The sequence below is a fragment of the Mesorhizobium sp. B2-4-7 genome (assembly GCF_006442685.1).
In the GTDB taxonomy this organism is placed as follows: domain Bacteria; phylum Pseudomonadota; class Alphaproteobacteria; order Rhizobiales; family Rhizobiaceae; genus Mesorhizobium.
In genome coordinates, this window is sequence record NZ_VFVH01000012.1 from 210,947 (window position 1) to 225,978 (window position 15,032).

18 protein-coding genes, 1 tRNA gene and 4 pseudogenes are annotated in these 15,032 nt (G+C 62.9%); 13 read left to right on the plus strand and 10 right to left on the minus strand.

All coding sequences use genetic code 11. The annotated features are described in order from the left end of the window. Positions 1-35: 35 nt before the first annotated feature. Positions 36-671, minus strand: a complete 636-nt coding sequence (locus FJ946_RS26840; RefSeq protein WP_140495902.1) for an FMN-dependent NADH-azoreductase — start codon at positions 669-671, stop codon at positions 36-38. Between the two features lie 108 nt (positions 672-779). Here FJ946_RS26840 and FJ946_RS26845 point away from each other — a divergent pair, with 108 nt between their 5' ends. After that, positions 780-1,733 (plus strand): LysR family transcriptional regulator, encoded by a 954-nt coding sequence (locus FJ946_RS26845; RefSeq protein ID WP_140560664.1) that lies wholly within the window; start codon positions 780-782, stop codon positions 1,731-1,733. 42 nt (positions 1,734-1,775) lie between these two features. On the opposite strand, the gene FJ946_RS26850 is transcribed toward FJ946_RS26845, so the two are convergent. Continuing rightward, complete coding sequence (locus tag FJ946_RS26850; protein ID WP_140495900.1) at positions 1,776-2,369, minus strand: TetR/AcrR family transcriptional regulator; 594 nt, start codon at positions 2,367-2,369, stop codon at positions 1,776-1,778. A 66-nt stretch (positions 2,370-2,435) separates the two neighbouring features. Here FJ946_RS26850 and FJ946_RS26855 point away from each other — a divergent pair, with 66 nt between their 5' ends. Beyond that, the gene (locus tag FJ946_RS26855) at positions 2,436-2,861 is read left to right on the plus strand and encodes a VOC family protein (RefSeq protein ID WP_140495899.1); all 426 of its coding nucleotides are present in this window, start codon (positions 2,436-2,438) and stop codon (positions 2,859-2,861) included. A 10-nt stretch (positions 2,862-2,871) separates the two neighbouring features. Here FJ946_RS26855 and FJ946_RS26860 read toward each other — a convergent pair whose 3' ends face one another. After that, positions 2,872-3,822: a trypsin-like peptidase domain-containing protein gene (locus FJ946_RS26860; protein WP_140566939.1), complete on the minus strand. Its 951-nt coding sequence runs from the start codon at positions 3,820-3,822 to the stop codon at positions 2,872-2,874. A gap of 168 nt (positions 3,823-3,990) precedes the next feature. Here FJ946_RS26860 and FJ946_RS26865 point away from each other — a divergent pair, with 168 nt between their 5' ends. The 3 genes from FJ946_RS26865 (at position 3,991) to FJ946_RS26875 (ending at position 6,605) form a co-directional block, all read left to right on the plus strand. Next, the gene (locus FJ946_RS26865) at positions 3,991-4,863 is read left to right on the plus strand and encodes a S1C family serine protease (RefSeq protein WP_140566936.1); all 873 of its coding nucleotides are present in this window, start codon (positions 3,991-3,993) and stop codon (positions 4,861-4,863) included. 8 nt (positions 4,864-4,871) lie between these two features. Next, positions 4,872-5,552 (plus strand): helix-turn-helix transcriptional regulator, encoded by a 681-nt coding sequence (locus tag FJ946_RS26870; RefSeq protein ID WP_140566933.1) that lies wholly within the window; start codon positions 4,872-4,874, stop codon positions 5,550-5,552. A 186-nt stretch (positions 5,553-5,738) separates the two neighbouring features. Beyond that, a complete protein-coding gene (locus FJ946_RS26875; protein WP_140555964.1) occupies positions 5,739-6,605 on the plus strand; it encodes an NAD(P)-dependent oxidoreductase in 867 nt (288 codons plus the stop codon). A gap of 363 nt (positions 6,606-6,968) precedes the next feature. Here the strand turns inward: FJ946_RS26875 and FJ946_RS26880 are convergent, their stop codons facing one another. Further along, positions 6,969-8,453, minus strand: a complete 1,485-nt coding sequence (locus FJ946_RS26880; protein WP_246681598.1) for an OmpA family protein — start codon at positions 8,451-8,453, stop codon at positions 6,969-6,971. A gap of 99 nt (positions 8,454-8,552) precedes the next feature. Between FJ946_RS26880 and FJ946_RS31335 the strand changes: the two genes are divergently transcribed. The 3 genes from FJ946_RS31335 to FJ946_RS26890 all read left to right on the plus strand — a co-directional run bounded on the left by FJ946_RS31335 (position 8,553) and on the right by FJ946_RS26890 (position 10,434). After that, the gene (locus tag FJ946_RS31335) at positions 8,553-8,993 is read left to right on the plus strand and encodes a hypothetical protein (protein WP_246681597.1); all 441 of its coding nucleotides are present in this window, start codon (positions 8,553-8,555) and stop codon (positions 8,991-8,993) included. Between the two features lie 380 nt (positions 8,994-9,373). Further along, on the plus strand, positions 9,374-9,820 hold the full coding sequence (locus tag FJ946_RS26885) for a YcgN family cysteine cluster protein (protein ID WP_140567158.1): 447 nt from the start codon (positions 9,374-9,376) through the stop codon (positions 9,818-9,820). Between the two features lie 257 nt (positions 9,821-10,077). Beyond that, positions 10,078-10,434, plus strand: a complete 357-nt coding sequence (locus tag FJ946_RS26890; RefSeq protein ID WP_140516721.1) for a hypothetical protein — start codon at positions 10,078-10,080, stop codon at positions 10,432-10,434. 269 nt (positions 10,435-10,703) lie between these two features. On the opposite strand, the gene FJ946_RS26895 is transcribed toward FJ946_RS26890, so the two are convergent. Further along, complete coding sequence (locus FJ946_RS26895) at positions 10,704-11,414, minus strand: SIMPL domain-containing protein (protein WP_140732294.1); 711 nt, start codon at positions 11,412-11,414, stop codon at positions 10,704-10,706. 145 nt (positions 11,415-11,559) lie between these two features. On the opposite strand from FJ946_RS26895, the gene FJ946_RS26900 reads away from it, so the two are divergent. Continuing rightward, positions 11,560-11,635, plus strand: a tRNA-Ile gene (locus FJ946_RS26900). An 82-nt stretch (positions 11,636-11,717) separates the two neighbouring features. Here the strand turns inward: FJ946_RS26900 and FJ946_RS26905 are convergent. From FJ946_RS26905 to FJ946_RS26915, 4 genes and pseudogenes are all read right to left on the minus strand, one after another. Continuing rightward, positions 11,718-11,924: pseudogene (locus tag FJ946_RS26905) on the minus strand (tyrosine-type recombinase/integrase); the annotation flags it as partial. Positions 11,925-11,927: 3 nt separating this feature from the next. After that, positions 11,928-12,029: pseudogene (locus FJ946_RS31585) on the minus strand (hypothetical protein); the annotation flags it as partial. An 84-nt stretch (positions 12,030-12,113) separates the two neighbouring features. Then, positions 12,114-12,275: a multiubiquitin domain-containing protein gene (locus tag FJ946_RS31345; protein ID WP_246679088.1), complete on the minus strand. Its 162-nt coding sequence runs from the start codon at positions 12,273-12,275 to the stop codon at positions 12,114-12,116. A gap of 26 nt (positions 12,276-12,301) precedes the next feature. Next, positions 12,302-12,523: a DUF2188 domain-containing protein gene (locus FJ946_RS26915; protein ID WP_140495891.1), complete on the minus strand. Its 222-nt coding sequence runs from the start codon at positions 12,521-12,523 to the stop codon at positions 12,302-12,304. A gap of 25 nt (positions 12,524-12,548) precedes the next feature. On the opposite strand from FJ946_RS26915, the pseudogene FJ946_RS31350 reads away from it, so the two are divergent. Then, a pseudogene (locus FJ946_RS31350) lies at positions 12,549-12,653 on the plus strand (DUF488 family protein); the annotation flags it as partial. Positions 12,654-12,985: 332 nt separating this feature from the next. On the opposite strand, the gene FJ946_RS26925 reads toward FJ946_RS31350, so the two are convergent. Beyond that, on the minus strand, positions 12,986-13,510 hold the full coding sequence (locus tag FJ946_RS26925; protein ID WP_140555960.1) for an EF-hand domain-containing protein: 525 nt from the start codon (positions 13,508-13,510) through the stop codon (positions 12,986-12,988). Positions 13,511-13,732: 222 nt separating this feature from the next. Between FJ946_RS26925 and FJ946_RS31355 the strand changes: the two are divergent. From FJ946_RS31355 to FJ946_RS26935, 3 genes and pseudogenes are all read left to right on the plus strand, one after another. Continuing rightward, a pseudogene (locus FJ946_RS31355) lies at positions 13,733-13,919 on the plus strand (serine/threonine protein kinase); the annotation flags it as partial. Between the two features lie 178 nt (positions 13,920-14,097). Continuing rightward, the gene (locus tag FJ946_RS26930; protein ID WP_140499798.1) at positions 14,098-14,424 is read left to right on the plus strand and encodes a low affinity iron permease family protein; all 327 of its coding nucleotides are present in this window, start codon (positions 14,098-14,100) and stop codon (positions 14,422-14,424) included. A gap of 93 nt (positions 14,425-14,517) precedes the next feature. Further along, positions 14,518-15,032 (plus strand): phospholipase D-like domain-containing protein (locus tag FJ946_RS26935; RefSeq protein ID WP_246686323.1); only part of this gene is annotated, 515 nt, incomplete at its 3' end.

Consider the following 15,032-nt stretch of genomic DNA (forward strand, 5'->3'; position numbering starts at 1 on the left):
GCGCCTGCCTTCGATCTGGTTGGCAATCAGAGCTTTTACGCGGCTGCCGCGACATCCCGGCTGGCAGCCACCACGGCGTCGACCTTGGCGGTTGCCTTGGCGAGCGCTTCGCTTACTGCGTCAGGACCCTTGGCGACGCCTTCGATGCGGATGACGTCGACGTCGGTCATGCCGATGAAACCGAGCACCGAGCGCAGATAGGGAACGGCGTGATCGAACTGCACGGCCGCGCCTTCCGAGTAGATGCCGCCGGATGCCAGCACGATATAGACCTTCTTGCCGGTGACGAGGCCTTTGGGGCCGTTTTCGCCGTAAGCAAAGGTTTTTCCGGAACGGGCGACATGGTCGACCCAGGACTTCAGCGTCGAGGAGATGTTGAAGTTGATGAAGCCTGTCGCCAGGATCACCGTGTCGGCGGCAAACAGTTCGTCGAGCACGGCATCCGAGACTCCGACCACTTCGGCCTGACGCGGCGTGCGGGCTTCGGCGGGCGTATATATGCCGGTCGCATAGTCGGTATCAATATGCGGCAGCGGATTGGCGACGAGGTCGCGCACGACAAGCGTGTTCGACGGGTCGGCGGCGAGCAGCTTCTGAGCGAATTCGGTGGCGATACGGGTCGAGTGCGAGGCAGCGCCGCGCGGGCTCGACGTGACGAGAAGAATGGACATGTTGGGTCTCTCCAGTGGAATTGGATTGTCCCGCTACATATGGGCTTTCAACCCATCAGATAAACCGGTATATTTTCTATATGATCCATCCATTAATTAGATAGAATGATGCAGCCTAATCCGACACTCGACCAGCTTCAGATCCTCGTGGCCGTTGCCGACACCGGCAGTTTTTCCGCCGCCGGCCGCAAGCTCAACCGGGCGCAATCCGTCATCAGCTACGGCATCGCCAATCTCGAGGCGCAACTCGGGCTGAAGCTGTTCGAGCGCGAGGGCACGCGAGAGCCGCAGCTGACCGAGATCGGTCGGGCGATGCTGGAAGACGCGCGGCGGATGATCAGCGTGCTGCACCGCATACGCTCGCGCGTCGATGGTCACCATCGGGGGCTGGAGGCGGAAGTCGCGCTGTCGGTGGATGCGGCGCTGCCTTCGCCAGTGCTGGTGCGGGTGCTCAAGGCGTTCGAGGCGCAATTTCCGACCGTGATGCTGCGCCTGCACATCGGCACACTCGGCGTAATCCCCGACCATGTTGTCGGTGGCCAGGCCGATCTCGGCATTGGCGGCCTGCTGGGCGATGTCGACGTCCACCTGGTGGGCATAGGCTTCATGTCGATAGTGCTGGCGGCCGCGCCCACCCACCCGCTGGCGCTGCTGCCCAAACCGGTCGCGATCGAGGACGCGCGCGAACACACACAACTCGTCGTCACCGACCAGTCCGAGCGTACCAAGGGGCGCGATTTTGGCGTCTTCGCCTACCGAACCTGGCGACTGACGGACCTGCGCACCAAACATATGTTGATGCGTGAGGGGCTGGGCTGGGGCGGGCTGCCGCGTTGGCTGATCGCTGACGATCTGGCTACCGGCCGTCTCGTGGAACTCGACCTCGAGCCTTTCAGGGAGGTGCGTTCGCCGCTTTATGCCATGCACCGCGCCGACCGCAGCCCGAAGCCGGCGGCGGCCTGGCTGATCGACCAGTTCAAGCGCCAACTTGGCTGCTTCAACGAGTTCGAGCCGGGCGAGGTGCCCGACGAAGAGCCGGAAATTTCCAGCGCACAGATTTGATTCCAACCTTTGCCCTGGATCTCATCGGCGGGAAGCCTCGGATCACGCGCGGGACAACCCATCGATCAGTGCCGTGAGAACGGTGCGGTAGTCTTCGGCCGAACCGCCCGCCTCAATGGCAAGTGCCGCGCGGTCGAAGGCGGCGGCGAGCAGGGCGGTCGTCGCTTCGGCCGGAAGCTTCTTTATGGTCCGCGCCCGCATCGCCGCGACCAGCCCTTCGCGCAGCGAGCGATTGCCATGGCGGTTGTCGATGGCGTCCATTTCGGCGCGGCCGAGCACGGCCGGGCCGTCGAGCAGCAGGAGCCGCGTGCGGCCGGGCGCGCGCATGGCGGCAAGATAGGCGTCGGAGCCGGCAATGAGCGCGTCGCGGGCATTGAGCGAAGGCGGCGCTGCGCCCTCGATCTCCCGCGCCACCGCCTGAGCCTCCTGCTCGACGACGGCGCCGAACAGCGCCTGCTTGTCGGAGAAGTGGTGGTAGAGCGCGCCGCGCGTCACGCCGGCCGCGGCGACGATCTCTGGTGTGCCGGTCTCGGCGTAGGATTTTTCGATGAACAGTTTTCGCGCCGCGGCGATCAGATCGGCGCGTGTCGCCTCGGTGCGGTCACGGTTGGAACGGCGCGCTGATCTCTGTTGCATACATGCAGCCTGTATGTTAATTCAATTTACATGCAGACTGTATGTTTCTTGACGGGAGAAGGAAAGATGAAGACGACCAGCTATTATCCGGTGCTGATGACCGGGGACGTTGCCGGCACAGCGGCGTTCTATGTCGAACATTTCGCCTTCCGGCCGCTGTTTACGAGCGACTGGTACGTGCATCTGCAATCGGTGGAGAGCAAGCGCGTCAATCTCGGTATCGTGCAAGGCGACCATGAGACGATCCCGGAAGAGGGACGGGGTCGGAGCTCGGGCCTGCTGATCAACTTCGAAGTCCGTGATCCCGATGCGGTCTATGAGCGGATCACAGCCGCCGGCCTGCCCATCCTTCGGTCCCTGCGCGACGAGCCTTTTGGCCAGCGCCATTTCATCACCAGGGATCCCAACGGCGTCCTGATCGATGTCATCAAGCCGATCCCGCCAAGCGAGGAATTCCTGGCACAGTATGCGCAGGGTGCAGTGAGCGCCTGAGTGGAAACCCTCAACCAGCCCTTGCCACTGGCGTCACTGTCACCTGGCTGACACCGGTGCGGCGCACCACCGTGCACCGCGTCTCGCGGCCGATCCGCTCGGCGTCGAGCAAACGCACCAGGTCGTCGACGCCGGTGACCGGTCGGCCGTCTATCGCGGCGACGATATCGCCTTCCCTGAGGCCGGCCTTGGCCGCAGGGCCCTCCTTCTCGACGCCGCGCAGCCGAACCGCGGTCTTGCTCGATATTTGTGACAGAAGGGCTGCGCGACGGGGCAGGTTGACGGTGTCGGCCGACACCCCGATGAAGGCGCGACGGACGCGGCCGAAACGGATGATCTCCGAAATGACGAAATTGGCGGTGTTGGAGGCGACGGCAAAGGCAATGCCTTGCGCACCATGGATCATGGCGGTGTTGACGCCGATCACCTCGCCCGCCGAGGATACCAACGGTCCGCCGGAATTGCCGGGGTTGAGCGCGGCGTCGGTCTGGATGACGTCGTCGATCAGCCGCCCGGTGGAAGCGCGCATCGAGCGGCCGAGCGCCGAGACGACGCCCGAGGTGACGGTCCATTCGAAGCCGAGCGGGTTGCCGATGGCTATGGCGATCTGGCCGCGCCGCAGGCGCTTGGAATCGCCCAGCGGCGCGACATCGGCAAAGCTGCCGTCGGCGCGCACCAGCGCGATGTCGGTGTCGGCGTCGCGGCCGAGCACGCGGCCTTCGCTGGAGGCGCCGTCGGGCATCGATACGCGCACCGTTCTGGCATCGCCGACGACGTGGAAGTTGGTGACGACGAGCCCATCATGCGCAATGACGAAGCCCGACCCATGCCCGCCCTGGCCACCGATGCGCTCGATGCGGCAGACGGCCGGGCCGATGCGGTCGACAGCATCGGCCACCGTCGTCGAGTAGGCGTCGAGCAGCGCGGCGTCGGATTGGAATTTGGCGGCAGCAACGGCCATTGGCAGGCTCCATGTTTTCAGGCGCAACGATGACTATATGTGCGGAGCGGCTTCATCCGCCGCGACCTGACCAGATGGCCAGTCGCCCGGCCGACTAGCCGTCAGGCGAGTATCTCCAAGCGCGCTGCCGCGCGATATCTGGGGCATGGATGAACCCAGGAGACTGTTATGAGCGAATTCAATCTAAGTGCCTTTTCGGAAGCCATTGCCGATCTGGCAGCCAAGGCGGCACCGGCGACCGCGAGCTTCACCACCCACAATCATCGCACAGCGAGCGCTTTCCATTGGCGCGACGGCTACTTCGTTGCCGCCGAGGAAGCCGTCGAGGCCGGCGAGGAGATCGAGCTGACGCTGGCTTCGGGCGAGACGGTGAAGGCCGATCTTGTCGGCCGCGATCCCTCGACCGGCGTCGCCCTGCTCAAGCCGGCCGGTGCTACCAATGCCGAGCCGTTGGCCAAAGCGGATGCGGTGCGGCCCGGCAACATTGCCGTCGCCATCGGCAACAGCCGGGGTTCGGCGTTGGCAGTTTCAGGCTCGGTCGGCGAAGTCGGCCCGGCCTGGCGCTCAATGCGCGGCGGCACCATCGACCGGCGCATCAACCTGGCGGTGGGCGCCGGCGGCCGTTTCGAGGGCGGCCCGGTGCTCGATGCCAAGGGCGCGCTGATCGGCATGCTGTTGTTCGGGCCGCGCGGCCGCGCGCTGGTCATGCCTTACGAGACGATCGAGCGGGCGGTCGCGACGCTGCGCGAAAAAGGCCATGTCGCCCGCGGCTATCTCGGCGCCGGCTTGCATCCGATCCGCGACGGCGAGGCCCGCGGCGCCATCGTCATGAGCCTTGATGACAACGGTCCGGCCAAGGCCGCCGGCCTTTCCCTCGGCGACATCATCGTCGCCTGGAACCGCGAGGCGGTGAGCGGCCCGCGCGAGCTGATCCGCAGGCTCGGGCCCGACAGCGCCGGAGCTTCGGTTACGCTCGGTGTCGTGCGCGGCGGAGAACAGCGAGACGTGGCGCTGACGATCGGCGAAAAGCCGCTTAACTGAGAGGATTGATGGACGCGATCGCGACAGGCGAGATGACGCAAAGCAGCACCGGCGAGCGGCAGCTGGTCGTGCTGGTGGCGCTCGGTGATGCCGCGCGCGCCGAGCGGCTGTCCGTGTCGCTTGCCGCGACCGACGATCTGCTGCCGGTGACGCCGGGCAGCAGCGAAGCGGTTGATGTCGCCATCGTCGACGAGACCGCCGGCCCCACGGGTGCGGGAACAGGGAAGGGCGACGCCGTTCCCGCCGCGACCGCGCGGGTGCTGTTGTCTTCGCAGGCCGGCCTGGCACGGCCGCAGGGGCAGGTGTTCGCCGTGCTGCCGACGGCGGCGGATGCAATGCTGATTGCGGCCGCCGCCAGGCTGGCGGCGGCCGGCTACCGCGTCTTTGGCGACAGCGGATCCGTTCCTGGCCGCCGCGATGATTTCCAAGGCGGCGATATTGGCGGCGACGGCCTTTTCGACGAGGAGCATCCCGACGAGCATGCCGCCCGCCCGACGCTGTCGCCGCGAGAAGCGGAAGTGCTGGCGCTGCTGGCCGAAGGCGCGCCCAACAAGGTGATCGCGCGGCGGCTCGACATTTCCGTTCATACGGCGAAGTTCCATGTCGCCGCGATTCTGATCAAATTGGGCGCTGCCAACCGCACGGATGCCATCGCCATTGCGATGCGGCAGGGGCTGGTGCTGGTCTAGGGTGACGTCTCAGCCAGGATTTGACGATCATCGTCAAAGTCAGCGCTGCCCCTATAGCTCCAGATCATTTACAGCGGCAAGGAACGGACCCTCCGCAGCGTCACCGTCAGCCGCTGCCGCAAGCTCTTGTATCCGGGGACCGCCACAGGCAAGGATCGCGCTACGAGACAAGCAAGCGGAGGAAAAATGTCGCTCAAGGGAAAGACGCTGTTCATCTCCGGCGGGTCGCGCGGCATCGGGCTGGCGATCGCTTTGCGCGCCGCGCGCGACGGCGCCAATGTGACGATCGCGGCCAAGACCGCTGAGCCACATCCGAAGCTGCCGGGCACGATCTACACCGCCGCTGAAGAGATCGAGCAAGCCGGCGGCAAGGCGCTGCCGGTCCTGTGCGACATTCGCGAGGAGGCGCAAGTGGCCGAAGCGGTGTCGAAGACGGTCGAAAAATTCGGCGGCATCGATATCTGTGTCAACAATGCCAGCGCTATCCAGCTCACCGGGACCCTGGAAACCGACATGAAGCGTTACGACCTGATGCACCAGATCAACACGCGCGGCACGTTTCTCGTTTCCAAAATGTGCATTCCGCACCTGAAGTTGGCCGGGAATCCTCATATCTTGAATCTGGCGCCGCCGCTCGACACGAAGGCCAAGTGGTTCAAGAACCATGTCGCCTACACCATGGCCAAGTTCGGCATGTCCATGTGCACGCTGGGCATGAGCGCGGAGTTCGCCAAGGACGGCATCGCGGTCAATTCGCTGTGGCCGATCTCGACCATCGATACCGCGGCGGTGCGCAATCTTCTGGGCGGCGCGACGGTGGCCGCGATGAGCCGTTCGCCCGAAATCATGGCCGATGCCGCGCATGCCATCTTCATGCGGCCATCACGCGAAGCGACCGGCAATTTCTACATCGACGAGGAAGTGCTGCGCGCCGAGGGGATCAGCGATTTTTCGGTGTATGCGCCGGGTGCGGCCGGGCCGCTGGCCGGCGACTTTTTTGTCCCGGACGAGGTGTTTGCCAATTCCGACACGAAGATCAGGACGGCTTTCTAAAGATGTATCGAGGCGCAAATTCCGGATGGAACTCGGTTTCAGACATTCCTGGAGTTGCTCTGAGCAAAAAGCCCCGCCGGAGAGGGCCGGCGGGGCTCAGTGCGTCCCGCTGGAGTCGGGACGGGGCAGGGAACGCCCGATCCTGAATCTGGGGTAGGCCATCTCGCGATTCAATGAGCGGGACCCGACGCCAGGACAATTCTTGTTGAACTTGGGCCGTTGCCGCGATCTCGCCCATCCCGGCGAAACCGGGATGGGCTTTTTACCGATCCGATTCCAGAAGCCTGCTCAAGCGCCTGGAAATGCAGACATTTGTGGACCATGATCTTTTCCGAAAGCCGGTTTCCGGCTCCCGGATCGTGGTCAGTTGTTGCTCGCCACCGGCGCCACCAGCGAGGTGATGCGGCGGATGGCGACACGCCGGTTCTCGCGATTGGGGCCTGAGGTGTCGACCTTCAGATATTCCTCGCCATAGCCCTGCGTGGTCAGGTTTTCAGGCGGTATGCCGAAGGCGTTGGTCAGCGCTTCGGCCACCGCTTCGGCGCGGCGGTCCGACAGAGCGAGGTTCGCCTCCGGTGTGCCGACAGCGTCCGTGTGGCCTTCGATAAGGAAGGTCTCGGCCGGGTTCTTCTTCAACAGCTTCTCCATGGCCGTGGCGACACCCTCGAGCTTCTGCACCTCGGCATCGGAGATCGAGGAAGAGCCGAATTCGAAGTTCAGCGTGTCAAGATCGATGCGTCGGGCAATGTCGCGCACCCGTGCGGAACGCTTGACCTCGTTGATCGAATAGAGGCGCTGCACCTTCTCCACCGGCGGTTGCTCGAGGAAGGTGTAGTAGTCGTCCGGGCTTTCGACCTCTTCGGAGTCAAGGATGTAGTCCCGGCGCGGAATGGTCAGCCGCATCGGTGGTAGGTCGTCGCCCGGATCGCGCCAATCGTTATCGTCGTCGTAGCTTCGTTCGTCGACATAGCTCAACACATACTCATGACCGTCGGGCATGATGCGCGACCGCTGGATGATGTCGCCGTAGCGGTTGCGGATGGTGACGATCTGCACGCCGTTGTCGCGCTCGACTGTCTCGCGCGTGCGGCCTTGCGACAGATCCTCATAGTAGACATCCTTGGCGCCGCGGGTCAGGCGCGGCCGGTCACTGCTCTGAACGTATGTCTGATCGTTGAGCTGAATGATGACGCGATCGCCGATCTCCTTGAGCACGTCGACACCCTTGGGGCGGCGGCGGTCGCGGATGTTCTCGTCCGGTGCGCGCTCGAGGCGTTTGCCCTTCTCCTCGGTAACCGGGACGATTTTTTCCGGTTTGATCTCCTGCTGAGCAGCTCTATCGTCGGTCGGGGGCGGACCCTGGTCGACGGGAGCGACCGCGGGTTGGCGGCCCTGAGCACCGCCCTGCCGGGCGTTTTGCCCACCATTCTGCTGCTCGCCATTTTGCTGCTCGCCATTCTGGTTGGCGGGGTTCCTGCTGGCCTGGCCGTTCTCGCCGCGGCCGCGGCGTCTGGCATCCTTCTGGCTGTCGAGAATGGGGGCAGCGTTCTTGTCGGCGGACGTCTCGGCCTGCTCGGGGTTTTGCCCCTGGACAGGCGCGGCCTTGCCGGCACTGGGCTGTTCACCCGTGGCCGGCTGCTCGCCCGTTGCAGGCTGCCTGCCGGTTTGCTGTTGTTCGCCATTGGCCGGCTGCTGTTCGCCATTGGCCGGCTGCTCGCTAGCCGGTTGTCTGGCGTTCTTTTTCCTCTTGTCCTGGGGTTGTTCGCCCTGGGCTGCCGGCCGCTCGCCTGAGGGTGCCGGTTCTGCCTTGGATGCTTCTGCGGCAGGTGCTTCCTTCGGTGTCGGCACGGCGCTGGGCTCGGCCTGCTGCTCCTGTTTGCGCTTCTTGCGCTGGTTGTCGTTGGCAGGTTCCGTTTGGCCCGCCGGTGCCTGTTCGGTCTGCTGTTGTTGGTCGCGCTTCTTCCTGCGCGGCTGCTGTTCCTCGGTGGCGGGTGCTGCCTCACCGGCTGGCGCCTGCTCGGTCTGCTGCTGCTGGTCGCGCTTCTTCCTGCGCGGCTGCTGTTCCTCGACGGCGGGCGCGGCTTCACCGGCGGGCGCCTGCTCGACCTGCTGCTGGTCGCGCTTCTTCCTGCGTGGCTGTTGTTCCTCGGCAGCTGGTGCGGCCTGCTGCGCGGGTGCCTGTTCGGTCTGCTGTTGCTGATCGCGCTTCTTCCTGCGCGGTTGTTGTTCCTCGACGGCGGGCGCGGCTTCACCAGCGGGCGCCTGCTCGACCTGCTGCTGATCGCGCTTCTTCCTGCGTGGCTGTTGTTCCTCGGCGGCTGGCGCGGGCTGCTGTGCGGGTGCCTGTTCGGTCTGCTGTTGTTGCTGATCGCGCTTCTTCTTGCGTAGCAGTTCCTGGTCGCTCTGCTGTGCATCGTCAGTCTGGGTGTCCTGGGCCAGGACCAGCGGCATTGCGCTGTCTCGCATGGGGCCGAACGCGGCACTTCCCTGAAGCGGGGATGCGCCCAACGGCGCGGATGCCATCAGCAGGCCGAGTGCGGTGCCTGCCAGAATCCGTGGTTGGCGTTTCATCGAAATTCTCCTTGTGGGGTCCCATCCTTGCCGAAACCGATTTTAACGAAATTGGTTCCGGCGGCTCATGGTTAGGGACCGTACGGGGCGATTGGCCGGCCTTTTGAAGGCAACTTCATGTCTTTCGACGGGGGTGCCGCCCCATTCCAGCCTTTGCCCTGCTTGACCTTCGCGGCGGCTGGGGCCACATGCCGGAGATGGAAACGCCGTTCTGGAAAACAAAGACGCTGGAAACAATGAGCCCGGCCGAGTGGGAATCGCTCTGCGACGGCTGCGGCAAATGCTGCCTGTCGAAGCTCGAGGACGAGGATACTGGCGACATCTACTGGACCAGCGTCGGCTGCCGCCTGTTCGACGCGCAGACATGCCGCTGTTCAGACTATCACAACCGGCTGGCGCGCGTTCTCGATTGCGTCGGGCTGACGCCGCAAAATGTACGCACCATCAGTTGGCTGCCCAGCACCTGCGCCTACCGGCTGGTCGCGGAGGGGCACGATCTCTACTGGTGGCACCGTCTGGTGTCGGGCAGTGCCGAGACGGTGCATGAGGCCGGCATGTCGATGCGCGGCCGGGTCAAGGCCAACGAGACGGATCTGGCCGAGCCGGAGGATTATTTCGACTATATGCTTGACGACGAGCCATAAGCTCGCATCGGGACGAGGAACCATAGCTCGCATCGGGATGACGAGCCCTGAGGCCGGTGTCCGCAAGGGCGCGCAGGAACCAGGAACCATGCGAGACGTTTGGGGCACATTGTTGGAAAACCCGTAGAAGCTTCCTTTTTCCGCCACATGAACCGCCGATGAACGGCAGGTTCGTAAATAGTTCAGACAGGCGGGTGCATTCTCCCATCATCGATTTCAAGAGGACGGGCGAGAGCCCGCAACAAGGAGAGAAGACCATGTTCAACTCGGTGAAAACGGCAGCCCTTTCGGCCCTCGTCGGCCTCGGCACGCTGGCGGCCGTTCCCGCCCATGCCGACAGCCTTTACCTGGGCTTCGGCAACAACAACGATCCGCGCTTCGGCGTCTATGCCGGCGATGACGGCTATCGCCACCGCCGCGATGAACGCCGCGACGACTGGCGCCGCGGCTGTTCGCCCGACTGGGCCCTGAACAAGGCCGAACGCATGGGGCTGCACCGTGCCCGCGTCGTCGACGTCAGCCGCCGCACGGTCAAGGTGATGGGCCGCCAGTATGGCGACCGCGTCGTCATCGTGTTCGCCAATGAGCGTGGTTGCCCGATCATCAACCGCTGAGCCTCTTAAGGCGCGACCTTCTGCGAGGGTTGGTAGCGGCATGATCCTCTGCGGGGTCAGTCGGCAGACACCCACCCTCTGCGAAGATCGATCCTGTCAGGATCAGTCTGGAGACACGACCTTCTGCGAAGGTCGGTCTGGAGTAGTGGAGCCGCTTTCCTTCGGGAAGAATGCGGCTCAAAAAACCCGCGGGAGCGATCCCGCGGGTTTTTTCATGCACCACGGCGGACGGTTCAGGGTCGGGCTCGGCCATGGACCATCGAAGACGCTTATTTCAGTTCGAAGGTAACGGTGACCTGGACATTGTAGGCGTTCTCGCCGGCCTGCACCGGAGCAGCACCGACGGCCGCGTCGAAGGCCTTGGCGTTGATCGGCATCGGTGGCGGCGCGATGTTCTGGTCAGTGATTTCGATCACCCGGCCTATACTGACGCCGGCTGCTTCCGCCAGCGTCTTGGCCTTGGCCATGGCATCGGCCACCGCCTTTTTGCGCGCTTCGGTGACGGTGGCAGCCGGATTGTCGTTGGTGAAGACGATGCCGCCGCCCTGGTTGACGCCCAGCGACACCGCCTTGTCGAGGATCTCACCGGTCTTGTCGACGTCGCGCACGCGCACCGACAGTGTGTTGGTTACCTGGTAAGCAATCAATTCGGCCTCCTGGCCGCCGTCGGGCTTGTTTGTGTAGTTATAGCGCGGATTGATCTGGATGCCCGCGGTCTGGAGGTCGCGGTCCTTGATGCCGGCCGACTTCATCGCGGCATTCACGGCCGCCATGGCGTCGTTGTTGGCATCCAGTGCGGCGCGCGCCGTCTTGGCTTCGCGCATGACGCTGAGCGTCAGGACCGCCAGGTCGGGCGCTACAGTCGCCGCCCCTTCGCCCGAAACCACGATACGGGGCGGTGTCGGCGACTCAGCGGCCGCGGCCAGCGCCGGAAAGGCGATGGCGGCGGCGAGTGCGAGGGGCAAAAGAGGTCTGGTCATGAAATCTCCTCGGGTAAGCATATCCGCGCCCAGCGGGCGCACGCGGCTCCTTATGGCGCGATTATGGGCTGATTTGGACGATTGTGACCAGCGGTCCCGGAAAGCCTTGTGCCGCGATGCGAAAAACATTAATCCAGCCCGCGTGGGGCCTGTAGCTCAATGGTTAGAGCCGGCGGCTCATAACCGCTTGGTTGGGGGTTCGAGTCCCTCCGGGCCCACCATTATCGTTATTTATAGTGCGTTAAATGGTGGTTCGCCACGAGGTTGGCCAACAGGTTCGCCAAGCAATGGTTTGCGCGTTACCAGCCTTACGACTCGGTCCATGCCCTGCACAGCCAAACGCACCTGCGACGCTTCCCGGGAATAGAGTTCGGCATGGTCGATATCGTCATGGCCGAGAACGTCCATCATCTGCCTGGTGGATGCTCCCGCCTCGGCGAGATAAACCCCGAGTGACTTCCTCAAACCGTGCAGTGTAAGGCCCTTCGGCAATCCGGCGAGAGCGAGGTACGGAACGTCCCGGACCACGAGGTGCAATGTGTCGACCCTCAGGGCGTAGCCCTTTTCAAGCAGTCGGCGGATGTCGTCGTTATGACTGGCCAGTTCGATTAACACTGAAGACCATTCCTTCCTTGACCTTCACGCTGCCACCCGGAGCCAGGATGCCTTCCGGCTTGTGACAGTCGCCGCGGGTGTAAGTTACCGAGTAGGTGATCTCGGGTGCTGCGGATAATCGGGATAAGCTAGTGTCACCACCTCGGCGTAGGTGATGGTGTCCTTCTTCGGGACCTCGTAGGGGCTGCCGTCAACAATGATGGTGACGGTCTTGTCCTTGCCCTTTTCGTTCTCCTGGGTCTGCATTTTAGGATATCCTTGTGTTGAAGCCGCTAACCGCGCGGCGGGAAGGGATCGTTGCCGTAAGAGTTCGAGTCGCGGATCTGCCCGTTGGGGCGATGGATCACCACCTCGCTGTGCTGGTTGATGGCGATGTCTCTTGCCGAGGCGACCGCACCGGCTTGGGTCGGATGAAGCGAAGTGGCGCGGTTATTGCCGGCGCCGAGCACCGCCCACTGACCGTCGCGAGGTACGACATGCTGATTTTTGCCCATGAAAGTCTCCGTTAAGGTTCGTTTGTCCGTCGGCAGGCAGCAGCGGTGCGCCATCATGTGCTCGGAAACGCTTTGGTGGCGCTGCCACAGGAGAATCGTCGCGAATTATCTGATCAGTCGTGGCGAGTCCGCGCCGCCGCGGCATCGGAGACGCGCAAGGTCGGGTGTGTGAGGCGGATGTTCGGCTTGCGCCGGGTTTTGTGCAGTCCTGCATTTGAATAGACGTGCTTTGCCTGCACCAGCCGCCCATCAGGGTGCGGAACTGAGCCAATTCATGAAACCTTGCTGGAAGCGCCGAGGCACTTCGGCCTCTGGCACGTTCCACGAATTGAAGAGACGCTTGCCTGCTTCGGGTCACTGCACGAGCATGCTCGCATCGGTGTGGAGGTCCGATCGACCAGCCGGGCATACTACCAACCGATGCTAGGGATAGCGTCCAAAAAAGCGCCTAAGTTCGAAGTGCTACTGCATCTCTCCACTTCCGCGACTATGTGAGAAGGATTCAATCTCCTCCAAATCAATCCTGCCATCGCCGTTCTCGTCGACGACGTCAAATATCCTCCCGATCACATCCTGGATCTCGCTCTGCGAAAGTGCTCCATCGCCGTCGGCGTCCATTATCGCAAACATTATTTTCATCCTGGCCGCGTGCATCATGCGAGGCCCCATGCGATCAGGCTTTCGAGCTATCCTGTCCCCATCGTGCGGCCCTTGCCCTATGTCCCGGTGCCAATCTTGCCGATGCGGAGGCCTTTCTTCGGGGCCGCGATCTCCCTGCAGCTTGTCCTGTAACATCTCGTCCATCATCTGCCGCATCATCTCACGCGTCTGGTCTTCTGTCTGTTTGTTAGGGCCTGGCAGTGGTGTGGATCCAGACTGCTGCGGCGGCGGCTTAAGCTCCGGTGTCCCACTCGTCTGGGCCAGCGCCGGCAAGCTTAACATGACCAAAGCAGCGGCAGCTGCCGTCGTCCCACATTGTACTTTCATCGGATTCTCCTTCCTTGAATGGCCATGCCAAACTTCGGCATTCACGGCCAAACTTGCTCCTCAGACTTTGGTTCCGGATGCAAGCTGCACAATAGAAGCTCAAATCGTGAGGTTCGGCAGCTGAAGTACGATGCAGCGATGTCGAGCGACAACATCTTCGGTCATTTCATGGGCCGCCTCGCTCACGGCTGCGGGGTACTCACCGTTTGGCGGGCGCCGACGACGCAAACCGCCGCCGAACTGGAAGCGATTGCATCTTCACACGGCTGGACGCCCGAACCCGTGTTGAGGAACTGTCGGCTTCGGAGACTGTCAGTGGCGCGGCCATCAGACGATTTCCAGACTGCCGACCTTCGCTTGGGTGAGACGCGTAGAGGCTATCGAACGCGCAATCGAGGAACACAAACCACGGTGATCGTTGCTGCCGAAATGGTGAGATAGAGAATGCTCGCAGGCTGCTCCTAAAAAGATGATCGAACGCCCCTTGGAATGGAACATGCGCTCCCACCACTGCTTGGCGCTCCGCCGGCATGCATTGTAGAGCTTGGCACAACGGGAACCTGCGTTGCAGTCGAAAGTTCTTGATGATGGCAAATCGCCCGATCACGAGCGTGCTCACCTCAATTGGCACGTTGACCTCTCGGCCGGCAGCATTCCTGGTGCTGCTGGCTTACGCGGCCCTTTGGCTATTTCTCGACAGGGCGAGTTTGAACTGGCACGGCGCGGCGACCCTGTTCACCTGGGCCATGACACTGTTCATTCAACGCGCAGAACATCGCGACACGCAGGCGATCCATGCCAAGCTGGATGAGATGTTGCGAACGAATAGCTCGGCATCGAACATCACCAGAATCGATGATGAGGAACCAGAGGAAATCGAAAAGCATCGCACTCGCAAACAGCAGGGCGATTGAGATGTGCCATTCGGCCTCGTGGCGCCACGGGCGGGCGCGCACCCAGTGAGGTTTGGCGTAAACCGGCGAAGGCTGCTTAACAGCCTCAAATACGTGGCCGTTGCCGTCATCGCCAGCCTGATCACGTTGCTCAGCATAAACTTGGCACCAGAGCCACGCATTTTGCGAGCGCTTGTCCCGCACCGTTTCGACGCGTCGGATCCCGATTTTGCAAGGAGCATGAGCAGTTATTCGCAAGGACAGCTGTTCGATTCAAACGCGGTACAAACCCTTGTCAACGGAGATGAGATCTTTCCTTCAATGCTGCAGGCAATCCATGCGGCTCGGTCTACAATTGATTTCGAGACCTATATCTATTGGTCGGGGGTCGTCGGTTATGAGTTCGCGACCGCGTTGGCAACCAAAGCCCGGGAGGGTGTCGAGGTCCGTGTGCTCGTTGACTGGGTCGGCAGCCTGCCGTTCGATGAAGACCTGATCGAGATCATGACAAGCGCCGGCGTGCGGTTCCAGCGCTATAGACCTATTCATTGGTATACGTTGGATCGTGTAAACAACCGGACCCATCGCAAGCTGCTCATCGTCGACGGGCTGGTCGCGTTCACCGGCGG

Coding starts and splice junctions, on each gene's coding strand:
- FJ946_RS26850 (WP_140495900.1), bottom strand. CDS start 2,369: ATGCAACAGAGATCAGCGCGCCGTTCCAACCGTGACCGCACCGAGGCG.
- FJ946_RS26895 (WP_140732294.1), bottom strand. CDS start 11,414: ATGACCAGACCTCTTTTGCCCCTCGCACTCGCCGCCGCCATCGCCTTT.
- FJ946_RS26860 (WP_140566939.1), bottom strand. CDS start 3,822: ATGGCCGTTGCTGCCGCCAAATTCCAATCCGACGCCGCGCTGCTCGAC.
- FJ946_RS26925 (WP_140555960.1), bottom strand. CDS start 13,510: ATGAAAGTACAATGTGGGACGACGGCAGCTGCCGCTGCTTTGGTCATG.
- FJ946_RS26840 (WP_140495902.1), bottom strand. CDS start 671: ATGTCCATTCTTCTCGTCACGTCGAGCCCGCGCGGCGCTGCCTCGCAC.
- FJ946_RS26870 (WP_140566933.1), top strand. CDS start 4,872: ATGGACGCGATCGCGACAGGCGAGATGACGCAAAGCAGCACCGGCGAG.
- FJ946_RS26930 (WP_140499798.1), top strand. CDS start 14,098: ATGGCAAATCGCCCGATCACGAGCGTGCTCACCTCAATTGGCACGTTG.
- FJ946_RS31345 (WP_246679088.1), bottom strand. CDS start 12,275: ATGCAGACCCAGGAGAACGAAAAGGGCAAGGACAAGACCGTCACCATC.
- FJ946_RS26875 (WP_140555964.1), top strand. CDS start 5,739: ATGTCGCTCAAGGGAAAGACGCTGTTCATCTCCGGCGGGTCGCGCGGC.
- FJ946_RS26855 (WP_140495899.1), top strand. CDS start 2,436: ATGAAGACGACCAGCTATTATCCGGTGCTGATGACCGGGGACGTTGCC.
- FJ946_RS26915 (WP_140495891.1), bottom strand. CDS start 12,523: ATGGGCAAAAATCAGCATGTCGTACCTCGCGACGGTCAGTGGGCGGTG.
- FJ946_RS26890 (WP_140516721.1), top strand. CDS start 10,078: ATGTTCAACTCGGTGAAAACGGCAGCCCTTTCGGCCCTCGTCGGCCTC.
- FJ946_RS26885 (WP_140567158.1), top strand. CDS start 9,374: ATGGAAACGCCGTTCTGGAAAACAAAGACGCTGGAAACAATGAGCCCG.
- FJ946_RS26845 (WP_140560664.1), top strand. CDS start 780: ATGCAGCCTAATCCGACACTCGACCAGCTTCAGATCCTCGTGGCCGTT.
- FJ946_RS26865 (WP_140566936.1), top strand. CDS start 3,991: ATGAGCGAATTCAATCTAAGTGCCTTTTCGGAAGCCATTGCCGATCTG.